Source organism: Cupriavidus sp. F041 (assembly GCF_057814235.1).
In genome coordinates, this window is record NZ_JBVASY010000002.1 from 2,338,520 (window position 1) to 2,352,329 (window position 13,810).

Here is a 13,810-nt window from a genome sequence, read left to right on the forward strand (position 1 = left end):
TCATGCCGGACCCGCACCCCGACCGCGCCGCGGCCATCCGGATCGATGGCCTGTCGCATCGCTATGGCGCCAGCGTGGCGCTGGACAACGTATCGCTCACGCTGCCCGGCAACGCCACCATCGGCCTGATCGGCCCCGACGGCGTCGGCAAGTCGACCCTGCTCGGCGTGATCGCCGGCGTCAAGCGCATCCAGCAAGGCAGCGCGTCGGTCCTTGGCGCGGACTTGCGCGACCGGCAGGCCCGGGAGGCGCTGTTGCCGCGCGTGGCCTTCATGCCGCAGGGGCTGGGGCGCAACCTGTACCCGACGCTCTCCGTCTACGAGAACGTCGACTTCTTCGCCCGGCTGTTCGGCCTGGGCGCCGCCGAGCGGCGCCAGCGCATCGGGCGCCTGCTCGCGGCCACCGGCCTGGCGCCCTTCCCGGACCGCCCGGCGGGCAAACTCTCCGGCGGCATGAAACAGAAGCTGGGGTTGTGCTGCGCGCTGGTCCACAACCCGGACCTGCTGATCCTCGACGAGCCCACCACGGGCGTGGATCCGCTCTCGCGGCGCCAGTTCTGGACCCTGGTGGAAGCCCTGCGCGCCGAGCACAGCAACATGACGGTCATCGTCGCCACCGCGTATATCGAGGAAGCGCAGCGCTTCGAGCACCTGGTGGCCATGGATGCAGGCAAGGTGCTGGTGTGCGACCGCACCGCCGATGTGCTGGCCCGCGCCGGCACCACCGATCTCGAGCAAGCCTATATCTCGCTGCTGCCGTCGGCGCGGCGCGGCGAGGCGACGGGCCTGCTGCTCCCGCCCCGCCCGCCCGACGACGGCGAACCCGCCATCGAAGCCGAAGGCCTGACGCGGCGCTTCGGCGCCTTTACCGCCGTGGACAACGTGAGCTTTCGCATCGAGCGCAGCGAGATCTTCGGCTTTCTCGGCTCAAACGGCTGCGGCAAGACCACCACCATGAAGATGCTGACCGGACTGCTCGATGCCACCAGCGGCACCGCGCGCCTGCTCGGCCAGACCATCGACGCCGGCGATATGCGCACGCGCATGCGGGTGGGCTATATGTCGCAGGCGTTCTCGCTTTACGAAGAACTCACGGTACGGCAGAACCTGGACCTGCACGCCCGGCTCTACCGGATGGAAGGCGACGCCGCGCGGCAGGCGGTCGGAAAAGCCCTGCGAGATTTCGAACTGGACCAGCACGCCGAGGCGCAGCCCGCTTCCTTGTCGCTCGGCATCCGCCAGCGCCTGCAGCTGGCCGCCGCATGCCTGCACCATCCAGAAGTGCTGATCCTCGACGAGCCCACCTCCGGCGTGGATCCCGGCGCGCGCGACATGTTCTGGCGCCACCTGGTCCAGCTCTCGCGCCAGCAGCGCGTGACGATCTTCGTTTCCACGCACTTCATGAACGAGGCCGCGCGCTGCGACCGCATCTCCTTCATGCATCGCGGCCGCGTGCTGGCCGTGGGCAGCCCGGAGGCCCTGCGGGAGCGCTGCCACGCGCAGACGCTGGAGGACGCCTTCGTCACCTATCTGGAGCAAGCGGAGAACCCGGACAACGGCGCTGCCGCCGCTACCGTATCCGCGCAACCGGCCCCGCCCTGCGCGCCGGACGACAAACCCGCGGGCCATCCGGGCGGATCGGCCCTGGCGCGCACCTGGGCCTTCGCCCGGCGCGAAGCGATGGAACTGGCGCGTGACAAGCTCAGGCTGGCATTCGCCATCCTCGGCCCGATCGTGCTGCTGTGCGCCGCGGCATGGAGCGTTTCCTTCGACGTGGAAAACGTGCGCTTCGCCGTGCTGGACCGCGACCAGAGCCGCGCCAGCCGGGAACTGGTGGAGCAGTTCTCCGGCTCGCGCTACTTCGTGCAGACCAACGACGTGCGCAGCGAGGCGGACGCTGACCGGCGCCTGCGTGCCGCGAACGACATGCTGATCGTCGATATCCCGCCCGGTTTCGAGCGCGACCTGCTGGCCGGCCGGCAACCGCAACTCGCCTTCCGCGTGGACGGGTCCAGCCCGTTCCCCGGCGCGACCACGCGCGCCTATGTCACCGGCGTGCTGCTGGCCTACGCCAATGCGCAGATGCGCGCGCTGCCGGCCCGCCCCGCCGCGCTGCCCGTGTCGATCGAGTCGCGCTTTATCTATAACCAGGAATTCCGCAGCATCTATGCCATCACGCCGGGCATCATCATGCTGGCGCTGATCCTGATCCCGACCATGCTGACCGCGCTCGGCGTGGTGCGCGAGAAGGAGATGGGATCCATCACCAACCTCTATGCCTCCCCCGCGAGCGTGGGCGAATACCTGATCGGCAAGCAGCTCCCCTACGTGGGGCTTGCCATGGTCAGCTACCTCACGCTGGTGGCCCTGGCGATCGTGCTGCTGCAGGTGCCGCTGAAGGGCTCCTTCCTCGCCTTGTCGCTGGGCGCCGCGCTGTTCGTGCTGGCTGCCACCGCGCTCGGCCTGCTGGTGTCCACCTTCGTGCGTTCGCAGGTGGCCGCCATCTTCGGCACCGCCATCCTGTGCCTGATTCCATCTGTGAACTTCTCCGGCCTGCTCTATCCCGTTTCCACGCTGACCGGCAGCAGCTACTGGATCGGCCTGGGCTTTCCGTCGTCGTGGTTCCAGCTGGTCAGCCTGGGCAGCTTCACCAAGGGCCTGGGCGCCGGCAGCTTTGGCGCCATGTACCTGGCCTTGCTGGGCTTTGCGCTGCTGTACCTGGCCGGCGCCCGCCTGCTGCTGCGCAAGCAGGAGGCGTAGCCGGGAGATGCTGCGATGAACCAATGGTGCAAGAACGTGGCCCGGCTGTGCAGCAAGGAGCTGCGCAGCCTGTTCAGCGATATCACGCTGATGGTGCTGATCGTGTTCGCCTTTACGCTGGCCGTGCACTCGGTGGCCAAGGGCATCAAGGCCGAGGTGTCGAACGCGTCGGTGGCGATTGTGGACGGCGACCACTCCGAGCTGTCGCGCCGCCTGCGCGACGCGATCCGTCCGCCGTATTTCAAGACGCCGGTCGATGTCGACAGGCACGACGTCGACGCGGAGCTGGACCGTGGCCGCTATATCTTCGCCATCGAGATCCCGCCTCGCTTCGAAGCCGACGTGCTGGCGGGCCGGACGCCGGCGGTGCAGGTGCTGGTCGATGCCACGGCGATGACGCAGGCGGGGCTGGGAGCTACCTACCTGCAGCAGATCTTCACGCGCGAGGTGCTTGAGTTCCTGCACGCGCGGGGCATCGAGGCACAACTCCCCGTGCGCGCGGAGAGCACGGTGATGTTCAATCCCAACACGGAATCGCACTGGTTCACATCCACCATGCAGATCGTGGTCAACATCACCGTGCTGGCCATCATCCTGGTGGGCGCGGCGGTGATCCGCGAGCGCGAGCACGGCACCATCGAGCACTTGCTGGTAATGCCGGTACGCGCCAGCGAGATCGCCGTGGCCAAGATCCTCGCCAACGGCGCGGTGATCTTCCTGGCGTCCCTGCTGTCGCTGTGGCTGGTGGTGCATCTGTGGCTGGCGGTGCCGGTCACGGGATCGCTGGGACTCTTCGCGCTGAGCACGGCGCTCTACCTTTTTTCCGTCACGGCGCTCGGTATGTGGCTCGCCACCATCGCGCCGGCCATGCCGCAGTTCGGCCTGCTGGCGGTGCCGACCTATGCCGTTGCCTACCTGCTGTCCGGCGCCGCCACGCCGGTGCAGAGCATGCCGCAGGCCATGCAGCACGCGGTCCAGTTCCTGCCGACGACCCAGTTCGTCAACCTCACCCAGGCCATCCTGTTCCGCGGCGCGGGCGTGGACGTGGTGTGGCCGCAGTTGCTGGGCGTGACGGCCGCGGGCGGGATCTTCCTCGCCCTGGCGCTGACGCGGTTCCGCTCCATGCTGGCACAGCAGGGTTAGACGCCATGCCTGATCGCTCCTCCCGCCCGCTCACCAAACGGACTTCTGCCTTGAGTACTTATCCAGCACGCGGCATCCTCACCGGCCTCATCGCATGTATCGCCGCGGGCCTGGCCGGCTGCACCACGGTCGACGTGACCGTGCCCGGCGGTATCGCGGCCCCGGCCGCGTTCAGCGAAACCCCCGCCCAGGGCACGCCAGCCGCGGAACAGGACCTGGCACAGTGGTGGCAAAACTGGGGCGACCCGGAACTGACGCAGCGCGTCACCCAGGCGCTGCAAGCCAGTATCGACCTGCGCGTCGCGCAGGCGCGCTTGGCGGAAGCGCGCGCCATCGGGCGGGTGGCCGATTCGGCGCTCTACCCCACGCTCTCGGCGCAGGCGCTGGCCGCGCGGGGCGTGGCCGACCTGCGCAGCCCCGCAGGGTTGCCCGACATGTCTCCCGGACTGGACGGCCACCTTGCCGGCGTGACCGTGGCCTGGGAGATCGACATCTTCGGCGGCCGGCGCAGCGACGCGCAAGCCGCGGCAGCCGTCGCGCTCAGCGCCGAGGAGCGCCTGCGCGGCACGCGCCTGGCGATTGCCGCCGACGTGGCCGAGAACTATGCCGCGGCGCGTGGTCTGCAGCGCCGCCTGCAACTGCTTGACCGCAGCATGGAAACCATCGGCGATCTGCTGCGCTACACCCGCGCACGCTATGCAGCCGGCCAGGCGCTGCCCTATGACATCGATCGCGTGAGCGAGCAGCTTGGCGCGCTGCAGGCGCAGCGGCCGGTGCTGGCCAACCTGATCTCGATCCGGGAGCGCCGGCTGGCGGTGCTCGCCGGCCAGGTACCGCAGAGCGCAACGGCATTGTCCCCGCCGCCGCCGTTCTTCGTGCCGGCCCCGCCGGCGGGGCAACTGCCGTCCCAGGTCATCGAGCGGCGCCCGGATGTCCGCGCCTCGGCCGCGCTGGTGCGCGCGCAAGCCGCCAGGCTCGGCAGCGCAAAAGCGGAGTTGTTCCCGCGCTTCTACCTGACCTTCCTCGGCCAGGATGGGCGCCTGCACGTGGACGGGCTGCCCACGCTGAGCGGCACGGGCGGCTTGCTGGGTGTCGGCGTGCAGTTGCCGATCTTCACCGCCGGGCGCATCCAGGCCAACATCGATGCCGGCGACGCCCGCCTGCAGGCCGCGCAGGCGAACTACGACCAGGCCGTGCTGCTCACGCTGGAGGAAGTGGACAACGCCTACGGCCTGCGTCATGGCCTGGACCAGCGCGGCGCCCGGCTGGATGCGGTCGTCGCTACCGCGCAGCGCAACAGCCAGAGCGCCACGCGCCTCTATGAAGGCGGCCGGCGCACGCTGCAGGACGTGCTGGACGCGCGTATCGACGCGCTGCGGCGCGAGGAGGAGCAGATCCAGACGCAGACGGCACAAGCCGTGGCGGCCGTGCAGCTATATCGCGCGCTGGGCGGTTCGTGGTCGCCTGGAGATAAGAGCTAGGCCTGGAAGCGAAAGTCGCGCAGGGAAATCATCCGGTGTCCCGTACAGGCATGGATGCCGTCGGCGGCATCGAGATCAACCGGCGGACACATGACGGTCCACGCCGCTCATCGCACGAAGGTGCCAACCTTGTCCGCATCGTAAAACTCAAGCGTGACGCGATCGCTGGAAAAGCTGGCCTTCGAAATCGTACCCGGCATGGCGTTCTCGTTGCGCAGCGTAAACGTGAATACGTCTCCGTCCCAATGCGTCAGCGGCAGCACCATGGGAACCGGCCCGATCGCCAGCGCCAGCGACCCGCCCTGCTCACTGACTTGCAGCGGACCGTAGTAATTGTTGCGATAGGTCCCGGTATAGATCGACAAGGCGCGCGCCGGCAATGGCGCGGCGGGTGGCGAAACGCCGACCAGGGAGCCTTCGGGCGCGAGCATCGGCGCCAATGCCTGCGCGAACAGCGCGCCCCAGTCGCGCTGGATGGCACCAAACTGCACCAGATCGAAGAACTGGGCGTTCAAAGTTTCCGGCAAGCCGATCGGATACCCATTGGTCAGGGTCACGATGGCCAGGCCGGTCGAGGGCACCACGGTGAAGCTTGTCGCCGCACCCAGCCCGAACGCGCCAGAATGGCTCCAGGAAGGTCGGCCAGCGGGCGTGACGCCCACATTGAAGCCATAGCCATAAAAACCCGCCGGCCGGCCGTTTCCCGGCGGCGAGGATTGCACCTGCGGGGACACGGCGGCAGCGAGCGCTGCCGCATCGACCACGCGCGTGCCGGCAAACACGCCCTGCCCAAGCAGCATCGCCAGCCACTTCGCCAGGTCGTTGACCGACGAACTCACGCCACCGGCCGGCGACTGCGCGTCCGGCATGGTGCCGGCGCCCTGCACCCAGTTGCCGTTCACCTTGACGTGCCCGAGCGCGCGATTGGTCCGCGCGGCAAAATCGGCAAAGCGCGAACTGGTACTGCCCATGCCGAGCGGCTGGTAGATCGCGCGCTCGGACAGCGTCGCCCAGTCGAGGCCGGCCGCCACCGCGACCGATTCGGCGGCGGCGGTCAGTCCGAAGTTCGTGTATTCATACGAGGCGCGGAATGCGCCCAACGGCAGGAAGCGCAGGCGTTCAATCACTTCCCGCTGGCCGTAGCCCATATCCTCCAGCCGGTCGCCCGCGTGATCGGGCAAGCCCGAACGGTGTGCGTAAAGGTCGGCGATGGTGACCAGTTCGCTCACCTCGGGGTCGGACAGGGTGAACCAGGGCAGATGCGCGCGCACCGGCGTGTCCCATTTCAGGCCGCCCTGCCCGACCTGGTGCGCCACCACGGTCGCGCCGATCGGCTTGGACAGGGAGGCGAGCTGGAAAACGGTATCGGCATCCACGGCGGCGGCCGAACCGACGACGCGCCTGCCGAAGCCTTTCGCGTACACGGTCTGGTTGTCCCGCACCACGGCCACCGCCATGCCGGGCACCCCGGAACTCGCCATCGCGCCGGCCGCCAGTTTGTCCAGCTGGCCGATCGCGTTGGCAACCTGCGCCTCCGGCACCGGGCCCGGCGGGCCGCTTTCCGCGGCGGAGCCATCGCCTCCGCCGCAAGCCGAAAGCGCTCCACCCAGCGCGGCACCCAGGAAACGACGACGCTCTTGCAATCGAGTCATGACAGTTCTCTCACGATGCCGAAGACCCGCGGGGGGCCGTTCTGGAGGGGGCGCAAGCACACTGCATCCTGCCTTGCGGCTCTGTACGCCGCCGCGCATCCGGGGACGGATGCCGGAACCGGCACCCACCCGACGTTATACTCTAGCCCCTCTGGCCCCTCAAGCCGCATCCAGCCAAAACCATCATGTCCACGATCCCCGCCTGCCCCCAATGCACCCTCGAAAACACCTACCCTGACGGCGACAATTTCGTCTGCGCCGACTGCGGCCATGAGTGGGCGATGGTGGCCGCCCCGCAAGCGGACGACAGCGCGGACGCGGTGGTGAAGGATGCCAACGGCACCGTGCTGAATGACGGCGACGCCGTGGTGCTGATCAAGGACCTGAAGGTCAAGGGCTCGTCCATCACGCTGAAGATGGGCACCAAGGTAAAGAGCATCCGGCTGGTGGGCGGCGACCACGAAGTCGATTGCAAGATGGACGGTGGCAGCTTCATGCTCAAGGCCTGCTTCCTGCGCAAGGCCTGAGCCCGCCAGCACGTCACAGCCCCTGCTGTCGCGAGGCGAATGAAACTCCGAACGCTGTTGGTTGCAGCCCCGGTTCTGGTGTTCGCGTTCCTCGCCGCGATGTCGGCGACCGGCTACGCGTGGCTGGATTGGAGGACTTACACGGTTGTCATGCCTGTCCCGGTGTATGGGGATATCGTCGATGTGCCTTCGTCCGCTTTGGTTGATGAAAAACCGATCGCAGTCCTCGCTCCAGGTACTAAATGCAAGCTGGTGCAGCAATACTTGAAGGACATCATCGTGTCCTCAAGGATGCGTTGCGAGAACGGGGTGGATGGTTGGATAAGCGAAAACATTGCGTTTGACCCCGTCCCCCCGAGTCCGCGCTAGACGTGGAATGGCCCCCCAGTCAGGCCGCCATGCCTGCATCGACTCCATCCATGACGGCGAACGGCAGATGTACGGGATGAACGTCAGCAAGCTGACAGCGGGCCGCTGAAGCCCGCCGGTTTCACCGCTAGCGCGTCGCCACGATAAAGAACCGCGGGAACGGCAGCAGCACGGAGCCGTCCGCCATCGGCGGATAGGCTCGCGCCACTTCCGCCGTATAGCGCTCCAGGTAGGCCACCCGCTCCGCTTCGTCCAGCGGATCCAGGAAGGGGCGCAGGCCGGTACCCTTGAACCACTCCACGATCGCGGCCGGGCCGTCTGCCAGCGCGTGATGGTAAGTGGTGTGCCACACATCGACCGTGGCGCAGTGCGCGCGCAACAGCGCGTAGTACCAGGCAGCGCCCGGCAGCGCGGTGCGCGCCTGCGCGGCGGCGGCCAGCTTGCCGGCCCACGGGCCGTCGGCGGCGACGTCGCGCATCAGGCGGTGCGCCGGCGTGTCCAGGGTGTCCGGCACCTGGATCGCCAGGCTGCCGCCCGGCGCCAGCTTGGCGGCGAGCGCGGGCAGCAGGCGGGCGTGATCGGGCAGCCATTGCAGCACGGCATTGGCGAGGATCACATCGTAGGGTCCCGGGTCGTCCCAGGTTTCGATGCTGCTGACTTCGAACTTCAGTTCCGGCAGCCGCTTGCGCGCGGCCTCGACCATGTCGTCCGAGCTGTCCAGCCCGGTCACGCGGGCGCCGGGAAAGCACGCGGCCAGCACCTCGGTCGAGTTGCCCGGGCCGCAGCCGATATCCACCGCCACGCGCGGCTCGCGCCCTGGCACGGCGGCCAGCAGGTCCCGTACCGGACGGGTCCGTTCGTTCTCGAATTTCACGTACTGCCGGGCTGACCAAGTCATTGCTGCTCCTTTGCGGGTTCGGTTCTGGTGCTTGGTGAATGCGTCGATACGCTGGCGTTCTTCACGCCGATGGCGGCCTCGCCCGGCGCAGCACGGCCTTGCCCTTCGCGGTGAGCAGGACCACAGCCTGCGCGCGCGGCACGCCCGCCGCGCATTCCATGTCGACCAGGCCGGCCGCGTTCGCGTCCTCCCACGCGGAAAGCCGCGGGCAGGAGGTGCGCCATGCCTCCATGGTGTCGGCATAGGTGCGCGGCCCGGCCGCCAGCCAGGCCAGGAATTCCAGCAGATTGCCCGCATGCGACGCGGCAGGCAGACCGGCATCCGCGGCCTGATCCTGCCCTCCATCCCTGTCTTGCTGCATGGCCGTGCTCCAACGCGATGCGATTCACGCCGTCAGCATAGGCCTGTACTGCTATGATTTCCAATGCATCCTGAGCACAAAATCCATACTCTGAGAGTATCGCAATGATCGAGCTACGCCGGCTGCGCGCCTTCGTCGTGCTGGCCGAAGAAGGACACGTCACCCGCGCCGCCGAGCGCCTGGGCATGCAGCAACCGCCGCTCACGCGCTTGTTGCGCGGCCTGGAGGACGAACTGGGCGTATTGCTGATGCGGCGCCTGCCGCGCGGTGTGCGGCCTACCGAGGCCGGGCTGGCATTGCTGGAGGAAGCCCGCGCCGTGCTGGCGCGAGCCGAAGGCGTGGCCGAGGTGGTGCGCCGTGCCGCGGCCGGGGAGCAAGGGCGGCTCGCCGTCGGCTTCACCAGTTCCGCCGCCTCGCACCCTTTCGTCCCCGCCGTGCTGCGCAGGTTTCGCGAGAGCGTGCCGGGCGTTGCCGTCACGCTGGAGGAAGCCGGCACCAGCGAACTGGTGGACGCGATCCTGCATGAGCGGCTCGACGCGGCCTTCGTGCGCTCGCCGGTGGGCAGCACCACCGGGCTGTTGCTCGATGCCGTGCTGGAGGAACCAATGCTGGCCGCGCTGCCAGCCGGGCACCCGCTGGCGGCGGATGCCGGCGCCTTGCCGCTGTCGGCGCTGGCGCGCGAGCCGTTCATTCTCTACCGCCGCCCGGCCGGGCCGGGGCTGTACGACGCCATCCTGACCGCATGCCGCGCGGCGGGCTTCAGCCCGCTGGTGGCGCAGGAAGCGCCGCGCCTGCCCGCCACGCTGAGCCTGGTGGCGGCAGGCCTTGGCATTTCGGTGGTGCCCGCCTCCATGCGCCGCCTGGGCGGCGACGACATCGCCTACCGCGCGCTTGCCGGCAGCCCGTCGCTGACTGCCCCGCTGCACCTGGCGATGCGCCAGGCCAATCTGCCAGCAGCCGTCATACGCTTGCGCGCGCTGGTGCGCGAGATGCTGCCGCCGGGAGGGCCGGCCGCATGAAGACCGGCATCATCGCCTGAGTCATGGGAAGCCCTGATCTGCCCGGCAGACAACAGGCCCTGAAGAGCGGATTTCCAGTGTTCCGGCGCTGGGCAACCAGGCCGTGGCCAGCGCCGCCAGCCGCGCGCCCGCGCCCAAGGCCGCCACTGTTTCGCCGCGGGCCGTTGCGCCGCGTGCAAGCGCTGCGGCTGCGCCGGCGGTTTCCTCATCGGCTTCGGACTGGTCGTCCTTCTGAAGCCGATACACACTCGCCCGCGTCAGTGCCTGGCCAGTTCCCATGCGCTGCGCGACCACCCGGCGTTCGCGGCAAGAGAGCCGCGCAATGTGCGCGGGTAGCTGAATGCGCGTCCGGGTCAGTCCGGCAGCCTAGTTCTCGCCGGCCACAAGCGATTTCGTGATCCGTTCGAGCACTGGCAGCCATGTGCCGCGCCCCGCGTCGCGGCAGGCCAGGATCAGCAGAAGCTCCTGGTCTGGCGTATAGATGTCGAAGTGCTGCACGTAAATCGTGCCCTGGTCGCCGCTTCGGGTGTAACTGATGGCAATGGCCGGCCAGCCGCCAACCGTCTCAAGGCGCGGACTGGTGATCGACAGCAATTGCCTGCCGGACTTCCTGAGCGAATCCCGGATCAAGCGTTCGAAGCCTGCGCCGAACGCCTTGAGCATGTCCTCATCGAACTTGCGCACCTGCCTGAACGAAACGCCCGGCGGCTGAATCGAGTTGATCACGACGGCTGCATACGGGCCACTGGAGTTCGACACGGCGTGAAGGAGGTTCAGCCGGTCCCCCTCCGATGCATGGCGCGTGATGTCGGTCGCGGCATCGAGCGTCACCTCGCGGCCCCGGCTTTGCGCCTCCGACAACAGCGTCCATCCCTTCGGCAACTGAATCTCAACGTGCCGCGGGAGCTTGACGGGCAATAGCGCTACGTCTTCGCCGCCCAGCCCGGACGCGGAATACGCGAGCACGCAGGCAAGCATGCCTGCCTGGACGAGCCTGCTGCAAAACCGTGCCATTCGCCCCCCTCCGCTCGCGACGTGTTGGTCTCGCAAGGCAATTCTAGGCCATGCCAGCGACGGCCGGTTCCGCGGTTTCAGGGAACACCGGGCGTCCCCGGACGCCAAGGTGCTTTCCGGCCTCGTCGCCGGACAGTCGCCCGCTGAATTCGCCATGCAAAACGGCGTATCCGAGAACACGGTCCGAGAGCAGATAACCCTGTCGCGCTATCACCTTTGTAATCCTTTCGACACATTCAGTTACAATGCAAACGGTAGTGATAATGATTTGCATTTATATTTTTTCAAACAACAGGCCAACGGTTTCCCGCCACCTCCCCGGCCGTCTCGCAAGATCCTGAAAATACCGATGAACCTGAACATGCCGAAGCGCGCCGCACTCCGCCAACCCCGCCGGAGGCGCCACACCGTTTCCCTGACCACCCTGGCATTGAGCCTCCAGGCCATCGGTACGGCCTTCGCCCAGGCGCCGGCGGCCCAGCCGTCAGCTGGCAAGGCGGATGCAGCGGAACTGCCAGCGGTGACGGTGCGGGCCAGCAACGCCGACGAAACGCCGACCGGTCCGGTGCACGGGTTCGTGGCCAAACGCAGCGCGACGGCGACCAAGACCGACACTCCCTTGATGGAAACGCCGCAATCCATCTCCGTCATCACCCGCGACCGCATCGAGGCGCAAGGCGCCCAGTCGGTGCAGCAGGCGCTGGGCTACAGCGCCGGCGTCCATGCCGGCCCGTATGGCAATGACAACCGGGGCGACTGGGGCAAGTTCCGCGGTACGGACTTCACGCAATACCAGGACGGTTTGCTCAACCAGGTCGGCTTCTATAACAACGTGCGCGCCGACGTCTACGGGCTGGAACGCATCGACGTGCTGCGCGGCCCGTCGTCGATGCTGTTTGGCCAGGGCGCGGTCGGCGGGATCCTGAACCTTGTCAGCAAGCGCCCGCAGGCGGAAGCCGCCCGCGAGATCGGCGTGCAGTTCGGCAACTACAACCGCAAGCAGGTCCAGGCCGACCTGACCGGGCCGCTGGATGCAGATGGCAAGTGGCTGTACCGGCTGGTGGCCCTTGCGCGCGACAGCGATACCCAGGTCGACTACGTCAAGGACAACCGTTACCTGATCGCGCCTTCCCTCACATTCCGGCCCAGTGCCGACACGTCGTTCACTTTGCTTGCCAACTTCCAGCGAGATGAAAGCGGCACGTCGGTGGGCTTCTATCCCTGGCGCGGGACGCTGTACTCCAACCCGGCGGGCCAGATCCCCGATCACCTGTTCAGCAGCGAACCGGGCTTCGACCGGTACACCGCCGAACAGGCCTCCGTCGGCTACCAGTTCGAGCACAAGGCAAGCGAAACCTGGACGGTTCGCCAGAACCTGCGTTATTCGCACAGCACGGTCGACTACCGCAGCATCTATGCGGCGGGCTTTACCGGCGCGACGCATGGCTGGGTGCCGGGCAGCGATACGCTGATGCGCCGCACGGTCTACCTGAACCAGCCCACGCTGAACGCATTTGCCATCGATAACCAGGCACAGGCCACGTTCCGGACGGGCAGCATCGGCCATCGGCTGCTCACCGGCGTGGACTACCAGCACGCCGAGATTACCGGCCGCACCGGCGTGGGGGGCACCGCCGCGCCGCTCAACGTATTCAATCCCGTCTATGGCAACTTCGTCGCGCCGGCATCGACGCGCGACCTCAACCCCAGCACGCAGGCGCAGACCGGTATCTACCTCCAGGACCAGCTTTCCTGGAACAAGTGGCTGCTGATGCTTGGCCTGCGCTACGACTGGTCACGCGCATCGCAGGACAACACGCCGTCGGCCTCGCGCGACGACAGCGAACTGACCAAGCGATTCGGCCTGATGTACCAGTCCGGCATCGGCCTGAATCCATACGTGAGCTACTCGGAATCCTTCCAGGGCCTCGCCGGTTTCAACAAGGCCAACCAGGCATTCAAGCCGCTGCGCGGCTCCCAGTGGGAAGCCGGGATCAAGTACCAGCCGCCGGGCAAGAACGCCATGCTGACCGTGGCCGCCTTCGACATGCGGGAAAAGAACCGCAAGACCGCCGGCGTGCTCAACGGCGTGCCGGATACCGTGCAGGTGGGCGAGGCGCGTACGCGCGGCATTGAAGTGGAAGCCACGGCCTCGCTGTCGAACCGGCTCGACGTGATTGCCAGCTACACCTACCTGGACGCCCGCGTGACCGAAGGCAGCGCCGCCGAGATCGACAAGCGCCTGGCCAGCACGCCGTCGAACATGGCCTCGCTGTGGGCAACCTACAAGTTCAACCTGTTCGAACTGCCGGGCTTCGCCGCCGGCGGCGGCGTGCGCTATGTCGGCCCGAGCTACGACGGCACGGACCAGAACAAGGTCAGCGGCGTGACGCTGTTCGATGCCATGCTCGCCTATGACCATGGCCCGGTACGCGTCGCGCTCAACATGACCAACCTGTTCGACAAGCAATACGTCACCACTTGCCTGGCACGTGGCGACTGCTACTTCGGCGCGCGGCGAACCGTTGTGGGCAGCGTGACCTACCGCTTCTGAAACCGGCCGCAGGGGTGCCAGGGCGCGCGCTTG

The 13,810-nt window shown here is 67.6% G+C and carries 11 protein-coding genes; 7 read left to right on the top strand and 4 right to left on the bottom strand.

What is annotated here, in order from left to right:
* Positions 1-2: 2 nt before the first annotated feature.
* The 3 genes from rbbA to ACZY0R_RS28130 are packed head-to-tail and all read left to right on the top strand — an operon-like array spanning position 3 to position 5,383.
* Positions 3-2,759 carry a ribosome-associated ATPase/putative transporter RbbA gene (gene rbbA / locus ACZY0R_RS28120; protein WP_488863007.1) on the top strand — a complete coding sequence of 919 codons (2,757 nt, stop codon included), beginning with the start codon at positions 3-5 and terminating at the stop codon, positions 2,757-2,759.
* A gap of 15 nt (positions 2,760-2,774) precedes the next feature.
* Positions 2,775-3,902: an ABC transporter permease gene (locus ACZY0R_RS28125; protein ID WP_488863009.1), complete on the top strand. Its 1,128-nt coding sequence runs from the start codon at positions 2,775-2,777 to the stop codon at positions 3,900-3,902.
* 50 nt (positions 3,903-3,952) lie between these two features.
* Positions 3,953-5,383 carry an efflux transporter outer membrane subunit gene (locus ACZY0R_RS28130; protein WP_488863011.1) on the top strand — a complete coding sequence of 477 codons (1,431 nt, stop codon included), beginning with the start codon at positions 3,953-3,955 and terminating at the stop codon, positions 5,381-5,383.
* Between the two features lie 107 nt (positions 5,384-5,490).
* Here ACZY0R_RS28130 and ACZY0R_RS28135 read toward each other — a convergent pair whose 3' ends face one another.
* Positions 5,491-7,035, bottom strand: a complete 1,545-nt coding sequence (locus tag ACZY0R_RS28135) for a serine hydrolase (protein WP_488863013.1) — start codon at positions 7,033-7,035, stop codon at positions 5,491-5,493.
* A gap of 185 nt (positions 7,036-7,220) precedes the next feature.
* On the opposite strand from ACZY0R_RS28135, the gene ACZY0R_RS28140 reads away from it, so the two are divergent.
* Complete coding sequence (locus tag ACZY0R_RS28140) at positions 7,221-7,562, top strand: zinc ribbon domain-containing protein YjdM (protein ID WP_045237106.1); 342 nt, start codon at positions 7,221-7,223, stop codon at positions 7,560-7,562.
* A gap of 39 nt (positions 7,563-7,601) precedes the next feature.
* Positions 7,602-7,931, top strand: a complete 330-nt coding sequence (locus ACZY0R_RS28145) for a hypothetical protein (RefSeq protein ID WP_488863016.1) — start codon at positions 7,602-7,604, stop codon at positions 7,929-7,931.
* Positions 7,932-8,058: 127 nt separating this feature from the next.
* Here the strand turns inward: ACZY0R_RS28145 and tam are convergent, their stop codons facing one another.
* Both tam and ACZY0R_RS28155 read right to left on the bottom strand, forming a co-directional pair.
* Complete coding sequence (tam, locus tag ACZY0R_RS28150; RefSeq protein ID WP_488863018.1) at positions 8,059-8,829, bottom strand: trans-aconitate 2-methyltransferase; 771 nt, start codon at positions 8,827-8,829, stop codon at positions 8,059-8,061.
* A 61-nt stretch (positions 8,830-8,890) separates the two neighbouring features.
* On the bottom strand, positions 8,891-9,190 hold the full coding sequence (locus ACZY0R_RS28155) for a hypothetical protein (protein WP_488863020.1): 300 nt from the start codon (positions 9,188-9,190) through the stop codon (positions 8,891-8,893).
* A gap of 104 nt (positions 9,191-9,294) precedes the next feature.
* Here ACZY0R_RS28155 and ACZY0R_RS28160 point away from each other — a divergent pair, with 104 nt between their 5' ends.
* Positions 9,295-10,209 carry a LysR family transcriptional regulator gene (locus ACZY0R_RS28160; protein WP_488863022.1) on the top strand — a complete coding sequence of 305 codons (915 nt, stop codon included), beginning with the start codon at positions 9,295-9,297 and terminating at the stop codon, positions 10,207-10,209.
* 366 nt (positions 10,210-10,575) lie between these two features.
* Here ACZY0R_RS28160 and ACZY0R_RS28165 read toward each other — a convergent pair whose 3' ends face one another.
* Positions 10,576-11,223, bottom strand: coding sequence for a hypothetical protein (locus tag ACZY0R_RS28165; RefSeq protein ID WP_488863024.1), 648 nt, complete (start codon positions 11,221-11,223; stop codon positions 10,576-10,578).
* A 349-nt stretch (positions 11,224-11,572) separates the two neighbouring features.
* On the opposite strand from ACZY0R_RS28165, the gene ACZY0R_RS28170 reads away from it, so the two are divergent.
* Positions 11,573-13,777 (top strand): TonB-dependent siderophore receptor, encoded by a 2,205-nt coding sequence (locus ACZY0R_RS28170; protein WP_488863026.1) that lies wholly within the window; start codon positions 11,573-11,575, stop codon positions 13,775-13,777.
* Positions 13,778-13,810: the final 33 nt, after the last annotated feature.

Coding starts and splice junctions, on each gene's coding strand:
- rbbA (WP_488863007.1), top strand. CDS start 3: ATGCCGGACCCGCACCCCGACCGCGCCGCGGCCATCCGGATCGATGGC.
- ACZY0R_RS28125 (WP_488863009.1), top strand. CDS start 2,775: ATGAACCAATGGTGCAAGAACGTGGCCCGGCTGTGCAGCAAGGAGCTG.
- ACZY0R_RS28135 (WP_488863013.1), bottom strand. CDS start 7,035: ATGACTCGATTGCAAGAGCGTCGTCGTTTCCTGGGTGCCGCGCTGGGT.
- ACZY0R_RS28140 (WP_045237106.1), top strand. CDS start 7,221: ATGTCCACGATCCCCGCCTGCCCCCAATGCACCCTCGAAAACACCTAC.
- ACZY0R_RS28145 (WP_488863016.1), top strand. CDS start 7,602: ATGAAACTCCGAACGCTGTTGGTTGCAGCCCCGGTTCTGGTGTTCGCG.
- tam (WP_488863018.1), bottom strand. CDS start 8,829: ATGACTTGGTCAGCCCGGCAGTACGTGAAATTCGAGAACGAACGGACC.
- ACZY0R_RS28155 (WP_488863020.1), bottom strand. CDS start 9,190: ATGCAGCAAGACAGGGATGGAGGGCAGGATCAGGCCGCGGATGCCGGT.
- ACZY0R_RS28160 (WP_488863022.1), top strand. CDS start 9,295: ATGATCGAGCTACGCCGGCTGCGCGCCTTCGTCGTGCTGGCCGAAGAA.
- ACZY0R_RS28165 (WP_488863024.1), bottom strand. CDS start 11,223: ATGGCACGGTTTTGCAGCAGGCTCGTCCAGGCAGGCATGCTTGCCTGC.
- ACZY0R_RS28170 (WP_488863026.1), top strand. CDS start 11,573: ATGAACCTGAACATGCCGAAGCGCGCCGCACTCCGCCAACCCCGCCGG.